We start from the raw sequence: 14,831 nt of genomic DNA, 5'->3' as shown, positions 1-14,831 counted from the left end.
GGATTCTCATGACCACTATTCCTACTATTGATATTGTGGATGCGCTCGCATCTGAATATGCTGATAAATCTCCAAGTGAAATTTTGGCACTGGCCCTGAATCAATCAGGTGAAATTGCCATTTCATTTTCTGGTGCAGAAGATGTTGTGCTTATTGATATGGCTTCCCATCTCGGTAAACCTTTCCGTGTCTTTAGTCTGGATACAGGCCGCTTGCACTCTGAAACTTATCAATTTATTGAGCAAGTTCGTAAACACTATAATATTGATATTGAAATCTGCTTCCCTGAACGTGAAGCCATTGAAAATTTGACCACCAGTAAAGGGATGTTCAGCTTCTATCAAGATGGTCATCAGGAATGTTGTGGAATCCGTAAGGTACAGCCATTACGAAAAAAACTTGCAACGCTCGATGGCTGGATCACGGGTCAACGTAAAGATCAGAGTCCAGGTACCCGTAATGAAATTCCGGTAGTTCAGGCAGATCCAGGCTTTTCAGGTCCCGGTAAACAGCTGATTAAATACAATCCGCTGGCCAACTGGTCGAGTGCCGATGTATGGAGTTATATCCGTATGATGGAAATTCCATATAACCCATTGCATGAGAAAGGATTTATTTCAATTGGCTGTGAACCATGTACTCGCCCCGTATTACCGAACCAGCATGAACGTGAAGGTCGCTGGTGGTGGGAAGAAGCAACACATAAAGAATGTGGCTTACATGCAGGCAACCTGAAAAAGTAAAATTAAATCAGACTGTGTATATTTGTAAAAGGCTATCCTGAATGAGGATAGCCTTTTTAACTACGAATCTTACATTTGGTGACAAGATTTAAAGTCTCCTCTTTTACCATTCATCAGGAAAGATCCTGAGGATTATCAAAGAATTTATAAAATGTTATTTAATAGATTTATTTGCAAAAAAATGTGAAATTGAACTCAATACCTTATTTTTAATGACTCATAATTATTCACTTACCCTCTTATCTACCTGAAAAAATCTATTTTTAGCACTAGCTTTAAAAACTAAAATTTTCACATTTCAAAAACTTAGCAATGTATAAATCTTCCTGTCAATCACTACTTTTTAACTTAACAGATTAAGATTAAGCAGTTCATTTCTACGTTAAAACAGCTATACTTTCTTTACTAAAGCAATAATTCTAACAAGGCTTTTCAGATAGAGAACAGCCATATAGAGTGCAGTGAGGCAATCCACGCTATGCGTCCATTACATCCAATTGATCTTATTTTTTTATCTTTAGAGAAACGGCAGCAACCTATGCATGTAGGTGGTCTTTTTTTATTTCAGATTCCCCATAATGCACCGGCAACTTTTATTCAGGAATTGGTGCGTGATATCCGCACTTCCAAATCTATTCCAATCCCACCTTTCAATAATTATTTAAATGGCTTGTTCTGGGACGAAGATCAACAGTTCGATCTGGATCATCATTTCCGGCATATTGCCCTGCCAAAACCGGGTCGCATCCGTGAATTACTCACCTATATTTCACAGGAACATAGTGCTCTGATTGACCGTGCCAAACCACTCTGGACCTGTCATATCATTGAAGGAATAGAAGGTAATCGTTTCGCGATGTATTTTAAAATCCACCATGCCATGGTCGATGGCATTGCGGGTATGCGTCTGGTAGAGAAATCACTGTCTCATGATCCACATGGAAAAAGTATTGTCCCACCATGGTGTGTAGAAGGACCACGTGCCAAGCGCCTGAAAGCACCAAAAGTTAGCCGCATTAAAGGCGTTTTATCTACGCTGAAAGGACAGCTGGAATCTACTCCGCGTGTCATCTATGAGCTGTCGCAAACTGTATTAAAAGACATGGGACGTAATCCTGATTATGTCTCCAGTTTCCAGGCCCCTTCATCCATTCTAAATCAACGTGTCAGTGCATCACGCCGATTTGCTGCGCAATCCTTTGAATTTGAGCGTCTTCGTCGTATTTCTAAAGCCTTGGGTGTAACCATTAACGATATCGTGCTGGCAATCTGTTCCGGTGCCTTACGTGAATATTTAATTAGCCAAGATGCTCTGCCGAAGAAGCCATTGATTGCCATGGTGCCGGCTTCTGTACGTTCCGATGACTCTGATGTATCAAACCGTATTACCATGATTCTGGCGAATCTGGGTACGCATAAGGAAGACCCTTTAGAACGCCTCAAGATCGTACGTCGTAGCGTACTAAATGCCAAAGAACGTTTTAAGCGCATGAATGCCAATCAGATTCTGAACTATAGTGCTTTTGTTTATGGCGCTGCAGGTTTAAATATTGCATCAGGTCTGATGCCAAAACGCCAGGCATTTAATCTGGTGATTTCCAATGTTCCAGGTCCACAAGAGCCACTGTACTGGAATGGAGCCCGTCTGGAAGCTCTCTACCCTGCCTCTATCGTGCTCGATGGTCAGGCACTCAATATCACCATGACCAGTTATTTAGACAAACTCGAAGTGGGTCTGACCGCCTGCCGTAATTCCCTGCCTAAAATGCAGAATCTGCTTACTCATCTTGAGGACGAAATCCAGCGTTTTGAACGGATTGTCGATGGTGGCAAAACCCCAAAGCTCGCAGCAGTAAGTTAGACTGCAATGAAGACTAAAATCAAGACTAAGTTTCTATGCAAAAATAGGTATGAACATTTTTGCCAATAATTTCATGCAATAATAAAGGGGCATATGATGCCCCATTATTTTTTATTTGATTATTTTTTATTCAAATCATTCAAGCAATATTCAAATTTTAACTTTTTACAGTACGACATTGTTTTAATAGCTGATGGCAGACCGTACGGATCATAGATGAAGTAATCTGAACTTCATTGCCGCGTTCGTCCACAATGTATCCCGCGTGGACAGTTTTCGGTTCAAGCACGTGTTTTAGACCCTTATTAATAACTGCTTTACTTATACTCATGACACACCTCATTTTTTGCTAAGCCAAAATATTGGGAGATTGGCTTTGGCTACTGGATGTGTCTAGTATTCAGAATTCACCTGCGCTTGTAAAATTCCAGTTGTAACAAGGGTTTTACGATATTCTGTTACAATTTCAGCTGAGAATGATATCGTATTGCTCTTGCGTATATAAATTTTCAACCTGGAACTTAATCACGCGATCAATAAAGTGTTCCAGATCCGCCACAGCGGGTGCTTCTGCGGTAAGCAGTCGATCAATGACTGATGGATGTGCAACTACAGTGAATCCACTTTGGGATTGATAAGCACGTGCATAACGCAAAATTTCACGGAATATTTCGTAACACACTGATTCTGCTGTTTTAACGTATCCACGCCCCTGACAGGTTGGGCAGGACTCACATAACAGGTGTTCTAAAGACTCACGGGTACGCTTACGTGTCATCTCAACCAGACCCAATTCAGATACCTGAGTAATCTTGGTTTTGGCATGATCACGTTCCAGCATTTTTTCGAACTGGTTCATCACCTCATCACGGTGCTGCGCTTCCTGCATATCAATGAAATCAATAATGATGATCCCGCCAAGATTACGCAGCCGTAACTGACGTGCAATCACCTCAGTGGCTTCCATATTGGTCTTGAATACGGTGTCTTCCAGTGAACGACCACCGACATAGGAACCAGTATTCACATCAATCGTAGTCATGGCTTCAGTCTGATCAATCATCAGATAGCCGCCAGATTTCAGTGCCACACGGGTCTGTAAAGCCTTCTGGATATCATCTTCAACATTATATAAGTCAAAGATTGGACGCTCGCCTGGATAATGCAGCAAACGATCGTTCATGCTTGGCACAAATTCTTTAACAAACTCTTTCAGTTTGCCGTGGATTTCACGTGAATCAACATAGATTTTAGCGGTGTTTTCATTGGCCAGGTCACGAATCACACGCTGCGGCAGCGGCAGCTCTTCAAAGATCAGTGATGGAACAGCAATACTCTTTTGTTTACGCTGAATGTAGTCCCAGAGTTTAGCTAGATAAGCCATGTCCTGAGCAATTTCGGCTTCATCAATGCCTTCTGCAGCAGTACGTACAATGACCGAACCTGGCAGTTTATGTTCAGCCTGAATCCGCTCAATAATAGAACGTAAACGGTTGCGCTCTTCTTCAGATTCAATACGTTGTGATACGCCAATATGATTACCATAAGGCATCAAAACTAGGTAGCGTGAAGGAATAGACAGATCAGTCGAAAGACGTGCACCTTTAGTCCCGAGCATGTCTTTCATCACCTGCACTGTCAAGATCTGACCGGGTTGCAGCAATTCAAACACATTCGGCGTCGGCTGCTGACGCGGCCAGACCATATCATTGATATGCAAAAAGGCAGTACGTGACAGACCAATATCGACAAAAGCAGCCTGCATCCCGGGCAGGACACGCACCACTTTGCCTTTATATACATTCCCCACCAGACCGCGCTTCGCGGTACGCTCGACGAACAGTTCGTTCACCGTGCCGTTTTCAATTAACGCCACACGACATTCCATCGGTGTGAAGTTAATCAATAACTCGTCAGACATAACAACACTCAAAACATTATAAGAATTCTTTTTTCAGTAGTTAATTTAGTGCCTTAACCATCTGTAATAACTGTACCGCTTCATATAGGGGCAAACCGACTACGTTGGAGTAGCTTCCCTGAATCGCAGGGATATAACGTGCTGCAATGCCCTGAATGGCATAACCGCCTGCCTTGCCTACCGGTTCACCAGTCGCCCAATAACTTTCCATATCATGGGTGGTGAGTGATTGAAATTCAACCTGTGTCTGTACCACTATACTGTATTTTTCATTTTTTGTGCGTACGCAGACACCGCTAAATACATCATGTTTACGACCTGATATTTTAGCCCACATTGCAAAAGCATGCTGTTTGGATTCAGGTTTGCCCAAAATCTCATCATCGACCCCTAAACTGGTATCCGCAGCAATAATAATTGCATCAGGATAAAGCTCGGCCACAGCATCGGCTTTGGCACGTGCCAAACGCTCAACATAAGCCGCAATCGATTCATTTGGCTGTACCGATTCATCAATGTCGGGACTGTAAATCTCGAACTCCAGTCCCAACTGTTGCAACAGTTCACGGCGTCGAGGTGAACTGGAGGCCAGAATCAGATGCGCCATTTTCTAAGCAGATAATATAAAACAGGCCATACCATGATGCTAGTCAGCATAGGTAACCAGTGACGTGGAATAGAGAACTGTACACCGCTAATCACCTGAGCAAACAAGGTGAGCATCAGATGGGCAACAAGTGCCAATGCCGTAATAATCCAGAGATTGCTAAAAGTCAGGATGCGGCGTTCACGGGTCAGGAAGCGTGCCATAAAGGCAATAATAATAAAACTCAGCGCATTCAGACCTAAAGGTGCATCTAATAGCAGGTCTAACAAAATTCCGGTACTGAACGCAAACCAGATCCCGCACCAGGTCGGCTGACATAACACCCAGAACAGCATGATCATCAGCATAAACTGCGGACGCCAGCCAGAGAGCGAATACGATAAAGGATAGACCACCAGAACCGAGGCGAAAATCACCGAAATAATGATCGGGAACAATGGATCCCGATGGGTTCTATACTGCATTTTAGCGATCGACATGTGGCTGCTCCATCGCTAATGAATCAGAGAACAGCACCACCACATGATGACCACCACCCAGCTGTGCTGCCGGAATCACATCAATCTGGGCAAATTCACCTGAGTTATGACGTTGTACTTTAGAGACGGTACCGACCAGATAACCAGCCGGAAAATGCTGTCCTAGACCTGAGCTATAGACTTTTTCACCGACCTTGATATTGGCACTGGTCGGGACATATTCCATTTTCAGACGCCCAAGATCACCCGTCCCCGAGACGATGGCACGCATGCCGGTGTGTTCCAGACGCACTGAAAGGGAATGTTCTTTATCTGAGAGCAGCATGACACGGCTACTATGCGGATAGACACTAATGATCTGCCCCATAATCCCCTTGTCATCCAGCACAGTCTGCCCTATCCGCAGGTGGCTATTAGAACCTCGGTTAATCACGATGATATGACGCAACGGATCGGGATCGGTGCCAATCACTTCTGCAATTTCCATACGTCCATCAATGATTAAAGGCGTGTCCAGCAGCCCGCGCAGACGGGTATTTTCAGCAGACAGTTCAGAAATTTTTTGTAAGCGTACCTGCGCCTGTAATAGCTCAGCCTGCATCGCCGTATTTTCACGACGCAGTTGTGCTTCAGACTTGGTTTGTTGATTCAGCCATTCTCGCGACAATACAGGATAACTGGCCACGGCATATATCGGATTATATGCCGCGTTCAGCACATCCCTTGCAGGTTGAGCCAGATGCGGCATGCGCCAATCAAAGAAAAGCACCACCAGACAGGTCACCAACGCAATGACGAATGAGCGAAAAGATGGCGGTTGTCGAGAAAACAGATGTGTTTGCACCCGCCGTATCCTGTTCTTAGCCTACGAATAACATGTCATGATTTGGGTTGTCGAAAAATTCGAGAACCTTACCGCCACCACGTGTTACACATGACAGTGGATCTTCTGCAACCACAACAGGAAGACCAGTTTCTTTGGCAAGAAGCTTGTCCAGGTTACGTAGTAATGCACCACCACCCGTCAACACGATCCCGCGCTCAGCGATGTCTGAAGACAGTTCAGGAGGTGTTTGTTCCAGAGCCGATTTCACAGCAGAAACGATATACTGCAATGGATCAGAAATTGCCTGAGTCACTTCGTCAGAAGTCACCGTAATTGCGCGTGGCACACCTTCAGCCAGGTTACGGCCACGAACTTCGATTTCCAGCGGTTTAGCACCTTCATCAGGCAGCGCCATACCGACTTCTTTTTTAATAATTTCAGCAGTCGTTTCACCAATCACACAACCATGTGCTTTACGCACGTAGTTAATGATCTGTTCATCAAATACATCACCGCCAATACGTAATGAGTCTGCATAGACACAGCCCTGCAGCGAGATGATCGCGATTTCTGTTGTACCGCCGCCCACGTCCACAACCATCGAACCACATGCCTGTTCTACCGGCATGCCAGCGCCAATTGCCGCTGCCATCGGTTCTTCAATCAGACGTACTTCACGCGCGCCAGCGTTGTACACGGCTTCACGAATAGCACGACGTTCAACCAGGGTAGATTTACATGGAACACACACCACAACACGCGGTGCAGGCGGGAATAAACGTTTTTCGTGAACCTTGCCGATGAACTGATTCAACATGGTTTCAGTGACTTCAAAGTCTGCAATCACGCCATCTTTCATCGGGCGGATTGCTGAAATATTTGCCGGGGTACGACCAAGCATTTGTTTCGCGTCAAGACCTACGGCAGCAACAATTTTTTGTGAACCACTATGACGGATTGCTACAACCGTCGGTTCATTTAATATAATGCCTCGTCCTGGCGCATAAATAAGTGTATTTGCAGTACCTAAATCAATGGCTAGATCTGGCGAAAACAAGCCTATTAGTCGTTTTAGAATCACGGGGACGTTCTCAATTAAACTTTATATGGACGCAAGGTGGCAACTTTAACTAAATGTGATGCTTTGGACAAGTCAATCGCTTATCATAACGCATGATAATTTGATTTTTTTTTAATACTGATTAGGTAATGTTATGTCTACATCGGATGCACAGCATTCTGCAGATTTAAATGCAGAAACAGTTTCAGCTATTGCGAACCTTGCACGGTTATCTCTGAATGATACGCAATCTGCTGAATATGCTCAAAGTTTAAATAAAATTTTAGGCATGATGGAAACGCTGAAAGGTATCAATACTGACGGTGTTGAACCATTAAAAAGCCCTTTCGACCATCCTCAGCCATTACGTGAAGATGTAGTGAGTGAAAGTAATCACCGTGATGAATATCAAGCCGTTGCGCCAGCGGTACAGGACGGCTTGTACCTTGTTCCTCGCGTGATTGAGTAATTACTACCCAGTTCAATCTTTTTATTAAATTAAACGTAAAGAATTATTTCTCATGACAGATTTACACCGCCTATCAATTCGTGAACTTACCGAAGGTTTGGCTAATGCTAAATTTTCATCACGCGAATTGACTGAACATTACTTAAAACGCATCGAAAAAGTGGATGCTCAAGTGAAGTCATACGTGACTGTGACTGCTGAGCAAGCACTGGCACAAGCCGATGCTGCTGACGCACTGCGTCGTGCTGGTAGCGCAAATGTGCTGACTGGTGTGCCAATTGCACATAAAGACATCTTCTGTACCCAAGGCATTAAAACCACTGCTGGTTCTAAAATGCTGGACAATTTTATCTCTCCTTACGACGCGACCGTTGTAGCGAAAGGTAAAGCTGCGGGCCTGGTGACGCTTGGTAAAGTGAACATGGACGAATTCGCCATGGGTTCCACTTCCGAGTCATCTTACTTTGGCGCGACCAAAAACCCTTGGGCACTGGATCATGTTCCGGGCGGTTCTTCAGGCGGTTCTGCTGCGGCTGTGGCGGCTGATCTAGCACCTTTTGCAACCGGTACGGATACCGGTGGTTCTATCCGTCAGCCAGCCTCTTTCTGTGGTCTGACTGGTCTGAAACCGACTTATGGCCGTGTATCACGTTTTGGTATGATCGCGTATGCATCATCTCTAGACCAAGGCGGCCCAATGGCACGTTCGGCTGAAGACTGTGCGTACCTCATGAATGTGATGGCAGGTCATGACGCAAAAGACTCAACATCAGTGCAAAAAGATGTCGACAACTACGTTGCTAACTTGAACAGCACATCGGTAAAAGGCTTACGCATTGGTATTCCAAAACAGTACTTCAATGTTGAAGGTCTGGATGCAGACGTGAAAGCACGCGTTGAAGAATCACTGAAAAAACTGGAAGAAATGGGCGCAACTCTGGTTGAGATTGATCTCAACATGACTGAAGCTTATGTTCCAACTTACTACCTGATCGCACCTGCTGAAGCATCTTCTAACCTGTCTCGTTATGACGGCGTGCGTTATGGCTACCGTTGTGAAGAGCCTAAAGACCTGCTCGACCTGTATAAGCGTTCTCGTTCAGAAGGTTTCGGTGCTGAAGTTCAGCGTCGTATCCTGATTGGTACTTATGCCCTGTCTGCCGGTTATTACGATGCTTATTATGTGAAAGCACAGAAAGTACGTCGTTTAATTCAACAAGATTTCTTAAAAGCATTTGAATCTGTTGATGTGATTGCTGCGCCTTCTGCACCGACTACTGCATACCGTATCGGGGCAAACCTGTCTCCGGTTGAAATGTACCTAGGTGACATCTATACCATCGCGGTAAACCTTGCAGGTCTTCCTGCGATTAACGCGCCTGTTGGTTTTGACAATGACAACTTACCTGTTGGCTTACAGCTGATTGGTAATTACTGGTCAGAATCACAACTCTTGTCTGTCGTGCATCAGTATCAACAAGCGACTGACTGGCACACCAAACGCGCTGCAATTGCTGAGGAGAATGCATAATGGCGAAGAACGCTGCTAAACCAAAATCTAACCTGATTGATGGTTGGGAAGTCGTTATTGGTATCGAGATTCACACTCAGCTTGCGACTAAATCTAAAATCTTCTCTGGCTCATCAACTGAGTTTGGTAATGATCCAAATACTCAGGCGAGCCTTGTAGATTTGGCAATGCCAGGCGTATTGCCAGTATTGAACAAGGAAGTGGTTGATCTTGCGATTCGCTTTGGTCTAGGTATCGATGCCTACATCGACCAAGCCTCTGTGTTTGCACGTAAAAACTATTTCTACCCGGATTCTCCGAAAGGCTATCAGATTAGCCAGATGGATAACCCGATTGTGGGCTTGGGTCATATCGACATCCAGCTTGAAGATGGCACTGTGAAGCGTATAGGCGTTACTCGTGCGCACCTTGAGGAAGATGCAGGTAAATCGATCCATGACCAATTTGAAGGCATGTCAGGCATCGACTTGAACCGTGCAGGTACTCCACTTCTAGAAATCGTATCTGAGCCAGATATGCGTTCGGTTGAAGAAGCAGTTGCCTACATTAAAGCGATTCACACACTGGTACGCTGGTTAGGGATCTCTGACGGTAACATGGCAGAAGGTTCGTTCCGTGCTGACTGTAACGTGTCGTTACGTCGTCCGGGTCAACCGTTCGGTACACGTTGTGAATTGAAAAACTTGAACTCATTCCGTTTCATTGAACAAGCGATCAATGTTGAAATTGAACGTCAAATGGAAATCCTGGAATGGGACGGCACCATTGATCAAGAAACACGTTTGTTCGATCCTGTGAAGATGGAAACGCGTTCAATGCGTTCTAAAGAAGAAGCGAACGATTACCGCTACTTCCCAGACCCAGACTTGTTACCTGTAATCATTGCAGACGAACAAATCGAAGCGATTAAAGCAACGATGCCTGAGCTTCCTGCTGCACGTCGTGCACGTTTCGTGGCGGACTTTGGCGTGACTGAGTACGATGCTCATGTTTTAACGCTGACTCGTGAAATGTCAGAGTTTTATGAAGAAGTCGTTAAGGCTGCTGGTGGTGCTGCACAAGGTAAGATTGCTGCAAACTGGGTGATGGGTGAATTCTCTGGTGCTTTAAACAAAGCTGGCCTAGAGCTTCATGACTCTCCTGTATCGGCTGAAAAACTTGGCGGTATGATTGCACGTATTGTGGACAACACAATTAACGGTAAGATCGCGAAGCAAGTATTCGGCTTTATGTGGGATGAAGGCAAAACTGCGGACGAAATTATTGCGGAAAAAGGCTTGAAACAGGAAACTGATACAGGTGCAATTGAAGCAATTATTAAAGACGTGCTTGCTGCGAACGAGAAGATGGTTGAAGAGTATAAATCTGGTAAAGAAAAAGCCTTTAACGGTCTTGTTGGTCAAGTGATGAAAGCAGCAAAAGGGAAAGCTAACCCTGCGCAAGTGAATGAATTGATGAAGAAATTGATTGGTTAATCTAATCTTTCTTTAAAAGAAAACCCGCTTTAGAGCGGGTTTTCTTTTAAATTTCAACACCGAAGTCATTTTTTAAAATATAATTTGTAATATCATTTTGGGCATCATAACAATGTTTAAATATCTCCTTCTTAAATAAAGAAACATCACACATTTTAATCCATTTCTCATTATGAATATCTGTATAATAAGAAATATGTATCATTTCTTCAAAATAATCAGCTAACTCTTTTATTCTGTCCTGTCCTTGTTCGGGTTTCTCATAAATTAATCTATATGCCTCTTTAAGATATATACTCACATTTTCTAAATATTTATGAAACTTGTGGCGAAACAATAAATACTCTTTATTTTTATCTGTTAAATAATACAACTCTTTCAGAAGAGACAGAACATCATTGCCTACTTTCCTAAGAATCTCATTTTCTTCAAGATCTAGACTAAAATCATAATTATGTCCAAGTTTTTTATCATCGCATATACGGTTATAAAGACCATGATTTCTATATAAAATAGTAGACAAAATCCTTAAACCATCATTCAATTTCCCAATAACTTCTTGCTTCTGATTATGATTAGATTGTTTCTTCCACCCATTAAAAATATACAAAGCAACTATAGGAGAAATAATATATGTACATAGTGTGATAAATGCAATAAGTTTAGATTCATCAAATTGACAAACGATAGCTCTTTCAGTACAAAACAATAAATATTCAGCCAAGCTATAAGGAATTAAAATCAAAATATAGATTGATAAATATATCTTAAGAATCGTTTTTAGCTCTATATCCATTAAATTCTTTAAAAATTTTACTATTATTCCAATAATTTACACATAATTATCATAACAAATCAACAAATTAAATAAACATCCTAAAAATATTTTTTTGAATACAAATAAAGAAACTGAATATCCAATTTCTAATTTTTTAGAGCCAATCTAAGAAGTTAACAATCAAAAAGATGACCATCAAAAAGTATACTCTATCACCAAACTTGAAGACTTAGGACACATTCAACTTTCTCAATCCCTCTAAATCTCCCTTTAAAAAAGGGAGACTTTGTCATGTGATTAATTTAATACGCGTGATTCCCTCTCCTGAGCGAGTTTTAAAGCATTGCTTTTAAAACGAAGCGTAAGAAAGGACGAGGGCTAGGGAGAGGATTTAAACTAACGAATCTCACCTAACTTATTCCAAATATCAGGCGTCAAAAACGTCATCACCAGTTTATTTAAATCAACATAACGCAGCACACCTTTCAGCTGACTTTCCACTTCAGGATTTTCTAAAATTTCTTCACCGGTAATTTGTCCAAGCTCCTGAAAACTATCGCCCACCGCTTGTACACCCTCCGCAGCAATTACAGCTTTGGTCTGACCTGAGCATTGATCTACCAATATCCGCTGCAAGACCTGAGCTAAATTTTTATCCAGTTGGGTTCTCTGCTCTTCATTCACATTGCTGAATTTCGTCAATTCTGGATGTGCGGATAACGCGACAAAAGTCCATTGCAACACCGTTGTTTTATCTGCTGCCGTGGTAGATTTCACCAGACAGTTACTCAACTGATCCACCGTTGGCCCGGCCATTGCAATTTGTGTGGTTCCCATAATCGTAGTTGCCATCAAAACAGAACAACCGATTCGAGCAAAGCGACGACCAAGAGTGGTAAAAATAGAGTGAAACATAACGTGAACTTCCCTTCTGAACTGCTGTCTTTTTATCATAAATTACCGGGTGCAGCCTATTATGGCTCTGTAAAATAAAACCTCTTTTCAGCCTATCTCCCCCTGATGATTTTGTACGGTTGATGGCTTCGACTAAAGAAAGCAAGCTCCTTCTTAAAACTGACATCTGATTATGCTAAGGTAAATGAAAATAAAACTTTATATAAATCATATCCAAACAGAGGGAAAAATCATGGCTAAACAAATCTTGATGCTCGTTGGCGACTATGCCGAAGACTATGAAACCATGGTGCCGTTCCAGTTTTTAACGGGTCTGGGCTATACCGTACACGCGGTCTGCCCGGATAAAAAAGCCGGTGACAGCATCGCTACAGCCATTCATGACTTTGAGGGCGAGCAAACCTATAGCGAAAAGCGCGGTCATAACTTTGCCATCAATTATGACTTTAATGCGGTCAATACTTCAGATTATGTCGGACTAGTGATTCCGGGCGGACGTGCGCCGGAGTACCTGCGTATGAATGCACGTGTTGTCGAGATTGTGCGTGAGTTTGATGCTGTTCAAAAACCGATTGCAGCTGTCTGTCACGGCGCTCAACTGCTTGCCGCGGCCGATGTACTGAAAGGTAAAACCTGTTCTGCTTACCCTGCATGTGCTGCGGAAGTAAAACTTGCAGGCGGTCAATATGCTGACATCGCCGTGACGGAAGCAGTCACGGACGGACATCTGGTGACTGCTCCTGCCTGGCCTGCCCACCCTGCCTGGATGGCACAGTTTGTGAAAGCATTAGGCGCAACGATTAGCCTATAATACTCTGGGCACATTAAGATTTGAAAATTTAATATTCACGTTCCATCGCATGATGATGGAACGTGACGCTGATCAAGATGAGCAAAATTGCTTTTTACTTCATCTGCTTCAACATATTCTTGGCACCCGCATGATTATATTGCGTTGCCAGTCCATTCAAGATACGTTGAGCCTGTCCTTTGGCATTTGGAAAACGACTGCTATAGGTCGAAATACCAGTCAAACAACGTGCTACCAACATGCCGGATTCGGTATACACCCGAGTTCCTTCTGTCCCTTGCTGCTTGCCATAGTTATAGGCACGTTGGGCATTGTTGCAGGCATTATTCAGGTTCCTGCCACTATTAATATCACGCCGAGCAGCAACATATAGCTTCATTTGCTGTTGCTGTGGGGTTTCATTCACGCTCGCACGCGGCTTAGCAACCGTTACTGGCTTAGGCTCTTTTTTCTCTGCTTCGACCTTGGCTAACTCTTTGCGCTCATGATCTTTCAGTTCTGCCGCTGATTTTGTTGCTGTTGACGTTTTAGCAGTAGCAGTTGTCTTCGCCACATTAACCGGTTTCTTGGCTATCTTTGCAGTGCTCGCAGCTGCCTGATAGAAATTATGGGCTTCAGCTGGTTCCATCACTCGGGTCAGCAACCGAACGCTACGGGTCTTGCTATTTTTTTCCGCCTGACGTTCCGCAACAGGTTCAATCGATACAATCCAGTTTTCCGCAAGATCACCCATCGTACATTTATAGGCACCAATTCCCTGTACCACACCTCGATTTGCAGCGAGACGGGTACGCTGAGCAGTATTACTGACCAGACCAAACTTACTCTTATGCAGCAGAGATAACTTGCCCCCTTGCTCATGGCAATATTGTGTCACGATTGAACGTGGATACATGGCCTGAGTCGTATTATGGCGCTGTTGTTGATCCCATAGATAAACATACTCTTTCGCCTTGCCATCTGGCTGATTGATGCCCCGTTTCACAATCAGTTCCTGTGGACTGTGAAAAGGATGTAATATATTTTTCTTTGCGCCTTGCATGCTATTACACGCTGCCAAGCTCATTGTTATTGTTATCAATAAAAATACTTTCAGTTTCACCGTAGATATCTCAACCCAAAGCATATACATAAAATAATGCAAAATTGGGCAAACAACAAATACAAGCTTCTGATTAATAAAATTATTTTTAAGTTTAAAAAGATCAAAAATGACGACCATAATACATTTTAATAGTTATTCTTGAACTTATTTACATTAAGTTTCATACGGTGCAGTATTACTTGTTAGATAAAACCTAGACACGAAAAAAGACCAAAGAAGGAATCACGTACTTCTTTGGTCACTCATCTGT

The 14,831-nt window shown here is 43.2% G+C and carries 15 protein-coding genes; 6 read left to right on the top strand and 9 right to left on the bottom strand.

Annotated features, from left to right (window positions below):
* Nucleotides 1–8 precede the first annotated feature (8 nt).
* Both IHE35_RS03620 and IHE35_RS03615 read left to right on the top strand, forming a co-directional pair.
* The gene (locus IHE35_RS03620) at nt 9–743 is read left to right on the top strand and encodes a phosphoadenylyl-sulfate reductase (protein ID WP_242789345.1); all 735 of its coding nucleotides are present in this window, start codon (nt 9–11) and stop codon (nt 741–743) included.
* A gap of 478 nt (nt 744–1,221) precedes the next feature.
* Nucleotides 1,222–2,604: a wax ester/triacylglycerol synthase family O-acyltransferase gene (locus IHE35_RS03615; protein WP_242789344.1), complete on the top strand. Its 1,383-nt coding sequence runs from the start codon at nt 1,222–1,224 to the stop codon at nt 2,602–2,604.
* Nucleotides 2,605–2,761: 157 nt separating this feature from the next.
* Here the strand turns inward: IHE35_RS03615 and IHE35_RS03610 are convergent, their stop codons facing one another.
* The 6 genes from IHE35_RS03610 to IHE35_RS03585 form a co-directional block, all read right to left on the bottom strand.
* On the bottom strand, nt 2,762–2,935 hold the full coding sequence (locus IHE35_RS03610) for a PA1571 family protein (protein ID WP_004810972.1): 174 nt from the start codon (nt 2,933–2,935) through the stop codon (nt 2,762–2,764).
* A 135-nt stretch (nt 2,936–3,070) separates the two neighbouring features.
* Nucleotides 3,071–4,525: a ribonuclease G gene (rng, locus tag IHE35_RS03605; protein WP_242789343.1), complete on the bottom strand. Its 1,455-nt coding sequence runs from the start codon at nt 4,523–4,525 to the stop codon at nt 3,071–3,073.
* Between the two features lie 40 nt (nt 4,526–4,565).
* Nucleotides 4,566–5,132 carry a Maf-like protein gene (locus IHE35_RS03600; protein WP_242789342.1) on the bottom strand — a complete coding sequence of 189 codons (567 nt, stop codon included), beginning with the start codon at nt 5,130–5,132 and terminating at the stop codon, nt 4,566–4,568.
* A complete protein-coding gene (gene mreD, locus IHE35_RS03595; RefSeq protein ID WP_242789341.1) occupies nt 5,120–5,611 on the bottom strand; it encodes a rod shape-determining protein MreD in 492 nt (163 codons plus the stop codon). Before mreD ends, IHE35_RS03600 begins: the two co-directional genes overlap by 13 nt.
* Nucleotides 5,598–6,455: a rod shape-determining protein MreC gene (gene mreC, locus IHE35_RS03590; protein WP_242789340.1), complete on the bottom strand. Its 858-nt coding sequence runs from the start codon at nt 6,453–6,455 to the stop codon at nt 5,598–5,600. The genes mreD and mreC overlap by 14 nt, the downstream gene beginning before the upstream one ends.
* A gap of 16 nt (nt 6,456–6,471) precedes the next feature.
* Nucleotides 6,472–7,518, bottom strand: coding sequence for a rod shape-determining protein (locus tag IHE35_RS03585; protein WP_004893381.1), 1,047 nt, complete (start codon nt 7,516–7,518; stop codon nt 6,472–6,474).
* A 133-nt stretch (nt 7,519–7,651) separates the two neighbouring features.
* Here IHE35_RS03585 and gatC point away from each other — a divergent pair, with 133 nt between their 5' ends.
* Genes gatC through gatB form a run of 3 tightly spaced genes read left to right on the top strand, consistent with a single transcriptional unit; the run spans nt 7,652 to nt 10,972 of the window.
* Entirely contained in the window at nt 7,652–7,966 is a 315-nt protein-coding gene (gene gatC / locus IHE35_RS03580; RefSeq protein ID WP_005221175.1) for an Asp-tRNA(Asn)/Glu-tRNA(Gln) amidotransferase subunit GatC, read from the top strand.
* A gap of 52 nt (nt 7,967–8,018) precedes the next feature.
* Nucleotides 8,019–9,497: an Asp-tRNA(Asn)/Glu-tRNA(Gln) amidotransferase subunit GatA gene (gatA, locus tag IHE35_RS03575; RefSeq protein ID WP_242789339.1), complete on the top strand. Its 1,479-nt coding sequence runs from the start codon at nt 8,019–8,021 to the stop codon at nt 9,495–9,497.
* Nucleotides 9,497–10,972, top strand: coding sequence for an Asp-tRNA(Asn)/Glu-tRNA(Gln) amidotransferase subunit GatB (gene gatB, locus IHE35_RS03570; RefSeq protein WP_242789338.1), 1,476 nt, complete (start codon nt 9,497–9,499; stop codon nt 10,970–10,972). Before gatA ends, gatB begins: the two co-directional genes overlap by 1 nt.
* A gap of 46 nt (nt 10,973–11,018) precedes the next feature.
* Here the strand turns inward: gatB and IHE35_RS03565 are convergent, their stop codons facing one another.
* Complete coding sequence (locus tag IHE35_RS03565; RefSeq protein ID WP_242789337.1) at nt 11,019–11,768, bottom strand: hypothetical protein; 750 nt, start codon at nt 11,766–11,768, stop codon at nt 11,019–11,021.
* A 378-nt stretch (nt 11,769–12,146) separates the two neighbouring features.
* Complete coding sequence (locus IHE35_RS03560) at nt 12,147–12,665, bottom strand: hypothetical protein (protein ID WP_242789336.1); 519 nt, start codon at nt 12,663–12,665, stop codon at nt 12,147–12,149.
* Nucleotides 12,666–12,897: 232 nt separating this feature from the next.
* Between IHE35_RS03560 and IHE35_RS03555 the strand changes: the two genes are divergently transcribed.
* Nucleotides 12,898–13,476 (top strand): DJ-1/PfpI family protein, encoded by a 579-nt coding sequence (locus tag IHE35_RS03555; RefSeq protein WP_242789335.1) that lies wholly within the window; start codon nt 12,898–12,900, stop codon nt 13,474–13,476.
* A gap of 94 nt (nt 13,477–13,570) precedes the next feature.
* Here IHE35_RS03555 and IHE35_RS03550 read toward each other — a convergent pair whose 3' ends face one another.
* Complete coding sequence (locus IHE35_RS03550; RefSeq protein ID WP_242789334.1) at nt 13,571–14,542, bottom strand: hypothetical protein; 972 nt, start codon at nt 14,540–14,542, stop codon at nt 13,571–13,573.
* Nucleotides 14,543–14,831: the final 289 nt, after the last annotated feature.

It is taken from the genome of Acinetobacter sp. ASP199 (assembly GCF_022700675.1).
Taxonomy (GTDB): Bacteria; Pseudomonadota; Gammaproteobacteria; order Pseudomonadales; family Moraxellaceae; genus Acinetobacter.
Note: the sequence above shows the minus strand (reverse complement) of the source record. Positions and strands in the feature narration are given on the sequence as shown.